The 8,691-nt window shown below is 48.2% G+C and carries 8 protein-coding genes; all 8 read left to right on the top strand.

Annotation, left to right across the window (positions count from 1 at the left end; all coding sequences use genetic code 11):
• The first annotated feature begins 285 nt into the window (after positions 1-285).
• Complete coding sequence (locus C3F13_14585) at positions 286-1,503, top strand: branched-chain amino acid ABC transporter substrate-binding protein (protein PWB51179.1); 1,218 nt, start codon at positions 286-288, stop codon at positions 1,501-1,503.
• An 88-nt stretch (positions 1,504-1,591) separates the two neighbouring features.
• A complete protein-coding gene (locus tag C3F13_14580; GenBank protein PWB51178.1) occupies positions 1,592-2,653 on the top strand; it encodes a branched-chain amino acid ABC transporter permease in 1,062 nt (353 codons plus the stop codon).
• Positions 2,654-2,663: 10 nt separating this feature from the next.
• Positions 2,664-4,361 (top strand): leucine/isoleucine/valine transporter permease subunit, encoded by a 1,698-nt coding sequence (locus tag C3F13_14575; protein ID PWB51177.1) that lies wholly within the window; start codon positions 2,664-2,666, stop codon positions 4,359-4,361.
• Position 4,362: 1 nt separating this feature from the next.
• A complete protein-coding gene (locus tag C3F13_14570) occupies positions 4,363-5,187 on the top strand; it encodes an ABC transporter ATP-binding protein (GenBank protein ID PWB51176.1) in 825 nt (274 codons plus the stop codon).
• 13 nt (positions 5,188-5,200) lie between these two features.
• The gene (locus C3F13_14565) at positions 5,201-5,914 is read left to right on the top strand and encodes an ABC transporter ATP-binding protein (protein ID PWB51175.1); all 714 of its coding nucleotides are present in this window, start codon (positions 5,201-5,203) and stop codon (positions 5,912-5,914) included.
• Between the two features lie 111 nt (positions 5,915-6,025).
• Complete coding sequence (locus C3F13_14560; protein PWB51174.1) at positions 6,026-7,180, top strand: FAD-binding oxidoreductase; 1,155 nt, start codon at positions 6,026-6,028, stop codon at positions 7,178-7,180.
• Between the two features lie 70 nt (positions 7,181-7,250).
• The gene (locus C3F13_14555) at positions 7,251-8,405 is read left to right on the top strand and encodes a competence/damage-inducible protein A (GenBank protein PWB51173.1); all 1,155 of its coding nucleotides are present in this window, start codon (positions 7,251-7,253) and stop codon (positions 8,403-8,405) included.
• A partial coding sequence (locus C3F13_14550; protein ID PWB51172.1) for an amidohydrolase occupies positions 8,395-8,691 on the top strand: 297 nt, incomplete at its 3' end. The genes C3F13_14555 and C3F13_14550, both read left to right, overlap by 11 nt.

Below are 8,691 nucleotides of genomic sequence, written 5' to 3'. Positions count from 1 at the left end.
TGAGGGAACGATTATCATTCAGTAATATTTTATTTGAAAGAGCGCGTACCCTTGACGGTTAGTCGTATGACCATTAAAATTCATCAAATTTTCATCTTGGGGGATGATCCCAGCAGCGCTGATTAAATTATTGTCTGTTGAAGGATTTGATTGTATAACCGAGATCACGATTCCAACAGGAATCTAGAAGGAGGTGTGCAATTCGAATAGTTTAATAATGAAAAACCTCATTTTAAATAAAAATAAAATGTAAATCAATCTTGCTTTGTTCTTGGAGGAGAAAACATGAGTAAGCGTATATTTGGGATCGTTTCCCTATTAATGATTTTAAGCATGCTCTTAGCTGCATGCGGTGGACAGGCATATACATGTACAGATTCGATCGGCTGCGTGACTGTTGCTCCCAGCGAACCAGTCCACCTTGCTTATGCACTAGCAATCTCAGGTAGTGATGCCACTCTTGGCACTGACTCGCGTAATGGCGCCGAAGTCGCCATTCAAGATGTTGGTGGAAAACTTCTCGACCACGACATTAAGTTTGATGGTGCCGATGAAGGCTGCAGTGCTGAAGGTGGTCAGAGCGCAGGCACCAAATTAGCTGCCGATCCATCCATTGTTGCTATTCTTGGTACTTCCTGCTCAAGCGCCGTTCGCGTGGCTATCCCCCTGTGGTCCAAGGCCGGTTTCACGGTGATATCCCCATCCAATACCGCTGTTGACCTGACCCTTAAAGGCAATGAAAACAACTGGCCGGGTTACCTACGTACCGCCCATAGTGATTCAGTCCAGGGCAAGGCTGCCGCAGAGTTTGCTTATAATTTCCTTAAGGTAACTAAAGCTGCAACCATCCATGACGGAAGTATTTACGCCCAACAGCTTCAACAGGTTTTTGCTGACAATTTCACCAAACTGGGCGGTACCATCACTGCTCAGGAATCGGTTGATCCACAGCAGACAGACATGAGTGGTGTTCTCACGAGCATCGCTGCTGGCTCTCCTGAGCTGATCTACCACCCGATCTTCGTGCAAGCTGGAACGCAGATCATTCGCCAGGCACGCACCACACCTGGCCTTGAGAATGTTTACCTGATGGGTGCTGATGGCATGTTCTCAACCGACGTGATGAAGGGTGCTGGTGATGCGGTTGAAGGTGTGTTTGCTTCTAGCCCCGACACTTCTGCCTATGGTCCGGATTATGCTGCTAAATTCCTGCCTGAATATCAAGCCAAATTCGGCACTGTGCCAATCAGTATCTTCCATGCCCATGCCTACGACGCAATGAATATGATTTTCGCCTGCGTCAATAAGGTGACTGTTAAGGATAGTGATGGCACACTGCATATACCCCGCCAGGGTTTACGCGATTGCATGTATGCCACCAAGGATTTTAAGGGTTTGACTGGTAATTTGACCTGCACTCCAACGGGAGACTGCGCTGATCCCAAGATCGCTGTCTACGAGTACCACACTGGTCAGTACCCACCTGAGAAGATCTGGCCATAAAAACCACAACGGACTTAGTCCCATCAGCATTAGGAGGGGCGAGGCAAGCCCTCGTCCCTCCTTTTTTTCTTATTCCTTGGAGGTTGCTATGCTAAAAAGATGGCGCCGGACAGTCACGTTTACGGACCTCGTGGTCTGGGGGATTGGTGTGGTTATTGCTGCCGCGATCATCATCGGTACGATTCGCACCTTGCAAGCAGCACAATACACCGCTGAACAATGGATCTACCTGGTTATTGGAGGCTTAAAACTTGGTGGGATCTACGCTCTTATTGCTCTTGGTTACACCCTTGTTTATGGTATCCTGCGCATGATCAACTTCGCCCATAGTGAAGTATTCATGAGTGGACCTTTCACAGCTGTTTTTCTGGCAATTTACCTTAATAATACAGGATTTTATAACTCCCATCCGTTAATAAGCCTCGGCTTGATCACAATAGTATCTGTCACCGTTTCAAGCACGGTTGCTCTTTTGCTTGAGCGAGTTGCCTATCGCAAACTACGCTATGCACCAAGATTGGTTCCATTGATCACAGCCATTGGCGCTTCTTTTTTCTTGCAGTATACGTTTAAAGGTTTTTATGGTGCAAATATAAAAACATACCCGAATTTGGATGCCTTAGCGGGTACCTGGACAATTGGCCCAGTTACCATCCCAAAAACCGACGCGGTCGTCATCCTATCCGCATTTTTCATGATGTTATTACTCTATTCAATAGTCCAATTTACCAAAACCGGTAAGGCCATGCGGGCTGTCTCAGAAGATAAAGAGGTTGCTGCCTTGATGGGGGTTGATGTCGACCGTATCATCGTATTTACATTTGGATTAGGCGGTGCATCAGCTGGTTTAGCAGGGGTTTTATACGCCCTCGTCTATCAAAATGTTCACTATTTCATGGGTTTCATACCGGGCTTAAAAGCTTTCACTGCTGCGGTGCTGGGTGGTATCGGAAACGTTGTGGGTGCTTGGCTGGGAGGCATGATCCTGGGTCTGCTCGAGTCGCTGGGTCCGAACTTGTTCCTGAGTGGGCTTGGCATCCCGGCTCCGAACCAGCTTAAAGATGGCATTGCATTTGCTATCCTCGTATTAATTCTAATTTTCCGTCCTACCGGTTTATTGGGTGAGCGGATAAGTAAGACGAAAGCCTAAGGAGCCAGATATGAAAACAGAGACATCTTCAATCTGGAAAAAAGCCATAAACAATGGTGTCCTCGCAGGAGGCATATGTCTGCTTGTCGCGCTGGTTGGTCTGGTGGAAGCCTTCGGAGACACGTATGTCATAATCGGGGTGATCAGTTTCGGAATTGTCATCCTGTTCACACCCATGGTCATGTTGACTTATATGTTCTTAAGAGGTTCCAGTAATACTCGTAGGTCGATCTTGGTGGGAACAAGTGCCCTGATAGGTTTAATCAGTGGCTTATTCTTAACCATATTGATATTACTCGGTACCTACACTGGCATTCGCAACATGTTTGTAAATGCCTCTCCAGCTTTGTTCGAAATGCTAACGATGGGAATACCACTCCCTCTCGGCGTATTTGTTCCGCCGCTGTTATTTGCTGTTGTTTGTGTGGCAACCTGCGGGATCTTCCTCCTACCTAGTCGATTGCGCGCTGCGATGATCCAGGCAATTTTGTGGGTAGTTGCTTTAGGAACCTTAAGAGATCAGGTGTTATATATCGATTTATTCAAGATCCAGCCGTTTTCTTTTGTTCTTACTAGGTTTATGTTTGCTACCACAGGATTGAGTATTATTGGTGCTGTATTCGTTTTTGCAGTTGCCTTCGGTTTGACTTTTTATCTAAAAGGTCGACAAAGAGGTCCTGCGGTTGCGAAATCTCCTAAGGTGGTAAAAAGGAATAAATTTATCCTGTATATTGGCTTGGGCCTCATTTTGCTTTCCCTTCCTTACGCTCTGGGAATCTTTTATAGCGAGATCCTGGATACAACTGGATACTTTATCATTATGGGCCTGGGGTTAAACATTGTGGTTGGTTATGCTGGCCTATTAGATCTGGGATATGTCGCATTTTATGCGATCGGGGCTTACACGGTGGGTGTACTGACCTCCCAGCTAGGTGCATGGACATTTTGGCAGGCGCTACCAGTCGCGTTAGTGGTCACCTGGTTGGCTGGTATCATCCTCGGCTTACCTGTGTTGCGTATGCGTGGTGATTATCTGGCGATTGTCACCCTCGGGTTTGGAGAAATCGTCAGGCTTCTGGCACTATCTGACTGGCTAAAGTCATTCCTCGGAGGCACACAAGGCATCCAACAGATTGCTCAACCAAAATTCGGTCCACTGACATTGGATACCTTACAAAAGCTCTACTACATAATCCTGGTAGGAATCGTGATCATTGCTTTTATCGCCTGGCGTCTCAAAGATTCCCACCTGGGTCGCTCATGGATGGCTCTGCGCGAGGATGAAGATGTCGCACAAGCTATGGGAATCAACCTGGTGATGACCAAGCTGTTAGCTTTCTCCACCGGGGCGTTGTTTGCTGGTTTAGCTGGCACCTTTGGAGCTGCCAAATTAACCTCAGTCTATCCCCACAGTATGACATTTATTGTGTCCATCAACGTTTTGGTGATGATCATCATCGGGGGAATGGGCAGTATCCCAGGTGTATTTGTTGGTGCCTTAGTCCTGGTGGGGTTGCCTGCCATGCTCAGCGGGTTTGAAGAATTCAAGTATTGGTTTTATGGTTTAGCGCTGGTTGCTATGATGCTCTTTCGCCCGGAAGGATTATGGCCCGAGGCACGCCGCAAGCTGGAATTACATGAACAAGAAGCCATACCAGACCTACCAGTCACCGAGGCGCTGAATGTCGGGGAAGCAGGAGGAAAATAACATGGCTATTCTTGAAGCTAAAAAAGTTACGAAGCGATTCGGTGGATTGGTTGCAGTCCGCGAAGTGGATCTGGAAGTGAAGGAAAATGGCATCCAGAGCATCATTGGGCCCAATGGAGCCGGTAAAACAACCTTCTTCAACTGCGTAACAGGTTTCTACAACCCTGAAGAGGGTGATATCCTCTTACAGGGGAAACCAATTACCGGACTTTCTACAGATCGTGTAACCAAACGCGGCATCTCACGCACCTACCAGAATATCCGTCTTTTCAAGAACATGACCGTGGTTGAAAATATCCTGGTTGGGATGCATCCACATCTTCATTCAAACATCATTGGCGGAATCCTACGCGATAAACGCACTCGTAATGAGGAAGCTGCAGCATTGGAAGAAAGCTTGCGCCTGTTGCGCTTTATGGGTCTGGGAGGGCAAGGTGATCTACTGTCCAAAAACCTACCTTATGGTGCCCAGCGCCGTCTCGAAATCGCCCGAGCATTAGCAAGTAAGCCTGTACTACTCCTTCTGGATGAACCCACTGCAGGCATGAATCCGAGTGAAACCCAGGAAACGATGCTGCTAATACGAAAGCTGCGGGATGAGTTCGGAATCACTATCTTGCTAATCGAACACCAGATGCGAGTCGTGATGGGCATATCCGAGTTAATCACCGTGTTGGACTACGGAGCAAAAATTGCTGAAGGTGTTCCAGCAGAAATCCAACGAAACGCCACTGTGATCGAAGCCTATCTTGGTCGAGGTTCCGCAGATGGGATCATGACCACAACCAAACCGAGCCAACCTGCAGAAACTATCGCAGCTGATTGATGGAGAAGCCACTATGTCACTGCTAGAACTTGAAAATGTCCATACCTACTATGGCAATATTCATGCCCTTAAAGGCATCTCCATCACCGTTGATGAGGCTGAGATCGTAACTCTGATCGGCGGGAATGGCGCGGGTAAATCCACTACGCTCAAGACGATCAGTGGCTTGCTTCGTCCCCGACCGGGTAGCATCCGCCTCGCGGGAGAAGAAATTACTGGTTATAAAGCATGTGATATCGTCATGAAAGGCATTGTTCAGGTGCCGGAAGGACGGCAGATCTTTGGCAGGCTCACAGTCACTGAAAACTTAGAAATGGGTGCCTATACCCAGAAGGACAAAAAGAAGATTGCCGCAGATATGGAACGGGTATTCAGCCTGTTTCCACGGCTTAAAGAACGTCGCAAGCAAGTGGGTGGCACGCTAAGTGGTGGTGAGCAACAAATGCTGGCTACCGGGCGTGCGATGATGGGAGATCCGAAAATTCTGCTTATGGATGAACCCTCCATGGGATTAGCGCCGGTCCTGGTCGATATCATATTCGATACAATCCAGGAATTGCATCGGACTGGAACAACAATCTTACTTGTGGAACAAAACGCCCGCGCAGCATTATCTGTGGCGGATCGAGGGTATGTTTTACAGACTGGTGAAATTATATTAAGCGGCTCAGCTGAAAACCTGCGAAACAATGAGATGGTACAAAAAGCATATTTGGGAATTGAATAGACCAACTTTATCGAGCAGGTTGTTGCGAACTGCTAATGAATAAATGATAATGAATGCATGCGTGGGTGGTAGAATTATCCCCACGCATTTAATTTCCGGACGGATCAGTAAATGAAACAATTAACCACAGCGGATGTGATCATCATTGGCGGCGGAGTGATGGGTGCCAGCACAGCTTATCACCTGGCGCTACGCGGTCAGAAAAATATCGTCCTTCTCGAAAAAGAAGACTTTTTCGGTACCGGCGCTACGGGTAGGTGTGCTGGAGGTGTACGTTACCAGTTTGGCACGGAAGTGAATGTCCGCTTATCGCTGCTATCCTTGCCTATGCTCGAGAGGTTTCGCGAAGAGATCGGGCAGGATATTAACTTGCGTACGACAGGGTATCTTTTCTTGCTAACCAGGCCGGATGAAGTGCGGGTATTCGAGCACAATGTAGAAATGCAGAACCGATTAGGGGCGTGTACCCAATGGCTGACCGGTGATGAGGTACGGAATATGCTTCCTCTCATGCGGCTGGATGATGTAATAGGGGGAAGTTTTAACCCGATGGATGGCCTGGTCGATCCTAACAGTGTTGTAATGGGATATATCAGTGCAGCCCAACACCTGGGAGTAAAAACCTTAACTTCATCTCCAGTGGTCGCAATAACTGCCCATTCTGGGAAGGTAACCACTGTAGAAACCCCCTCCCGGTCTATCTCCGCTGCTGTGATCGTTGATGCTACAGGTCCCTGGTCAGGCCAGACTGGTGCACTGGTGGGGCTCCCCGTTCCTGTCATACCTGTACGCCGGCAATGGCTGACCACGACAGCCATCCCTGAGCTTCCTGTGGATTTCCCATTTGTCATCGATTTCGCCAGGTCATTGTATTTCCATACAGAGGGGCCAGGTCTGCTTACTGGGATGTCCAACCCAAATCAGGCTCCCGGCTATGATCAGAATGTCGATCCTGAATGGGAATTGGCCCACATGGAAGCAGCAATCGAACGGTTGCCAATATTAGAGCATGTAGGGCTTGCCTCCCGGCTTGCTGGCTTATATGAGGTAACTCCCGACGCTCACCCGATTTTCGGCAAGACCCCTATCGACGGCTATTATATCGTTACGGGATTTTCTGGTCATGGTTTCATGCATGGACCGATTGCGGGAAAATTAATGGCTGAGGTCATCCTGGATGGTCAAGCTTTATCGATGGATATTTCCATGCTTGATTACGCCAGGTTTTCTGAAGGTCGTTTAATCCACGAGTATAATGTTGTGTAAAGACATATTACTATACGCATGATGGCATATTCATAGGCTATCCTGCGCATACGAATTTACTGGAGTGTTGATGCCATCCGCAGAAATTATCACCATCGGGACAGAAATCTTACTCGGCGATATTGTCGATACGAATGCCCGGTTCCTGGCCCAATCGCTGCGTGATGCAGGCATCGATTTATTCCGAAAAACCACCGTTGGAGACAATGCCCAACGTATCGCCCAGGTCATCCAGGAGGCATTAGCCCGCTGTGAAATTATTCTCACCACGGGAGGTCTGGGTCCTACCGTAGATGATCCAACCCGTGAAGCGGTAGCGATGGCTGTCGGTGTTGAGTTGGAATTCCGTTCTGAGTTATGGGAGCAAATAAAAGCCCGCTTCCAACGGCTTGGTCGCTTTCCAACTGAAAATAATCGCCGCCAGGCATATATCCCGAAAGGCTCGATAGCCTTTGAAAACCCTGTTGGAACGGCACCAATTTTCGTCTTTGTAAAGCAATCTCAGGTTATCATCACCCTCCCGGGAGTACCGAGTGAAATGATGACATTGGTCGAGCGAACGGTCATTCCCTACCTCCGCCAGCATTATGGCTTGTCTCAAATGATTAAAACCAGGGTGATCCACACGGTCGGCATCGGTGAATCGCAAATTGACGATTTGATTGGAGATTATGAGAGGATGCAGAATCCCACGGTAGGCCTGGCCGCCCACTCAGGACAGGTGGATGTACGCATCACGGTGAAAGCTGACTCTGAAGAAGCTGCCAATTTACTGATAATCCCTGTTGAAGCTGGATTGCGTGAACGCCTGGGCGAGTGCGTTTACGGGATCGACATGGACACACTGGAAGAAGTGACCATGCAATCCGTGTCGAAGAACAATTGGACCCTGACTGTGCTTGAGTATGGTCTGGAAGGCAATATTATACGCCGTCTGGCATCCACACATGGCCCATTTTCAGGTGGTCAGGTGATAACCGAGCTGCCATCCATGGAACGATTACATGACCTTGCAGATGCCTGCCGTGTATCACACCAAGCCGATGTGGGTTTGGGTGTAGCATTAATTCCTCAAGAGAATTACCAAGAAATCCTGTTGGTATTGATCACACCTCTCGAAACGAAACGATATTCGCGTAGATATGCAGGTCCACCGGAATATGCACCTATTTGGGCCTATCACCAGAGTTTGGACATGATTCGAAGGATACCCCATGACAATTAAAGCTGACCTGATCCTTAAAAATGCTATCCTCTTGACGATGGATGCAGATTTAACCCTCTATGAGCCGGGTGCGATTGCCATCCAGGCAGACCAAATCCTGGCTACCGGACACGAAACAGACATCTGCGAGCAGTACGCTGCCGAACAAATGATTGACTGTCTGGGTAAAGTGCTCATGCCTGGCTTGGTTAACGCCCATACCCATGCAGCCATGTCATTGCTGCGGGGCCTGGCAGATGACCTGCGACTGGATGTATGGTTAATGGGGTATATGATGCCAGTCGAA

It is taken from the genome of Anaerolineales bacterium (assembly GCA_003105035.1).
Lineage (GTDB): Bacteria > Chloroflexota > Anaerolineae > Anaerolineales > UBA4823 > FEB-25.
The sequence above is the reverse complement of the archived record's forward strand: the minus strand, read 5'-3'. Positions and strand labels throughout refer to the sequence as shown.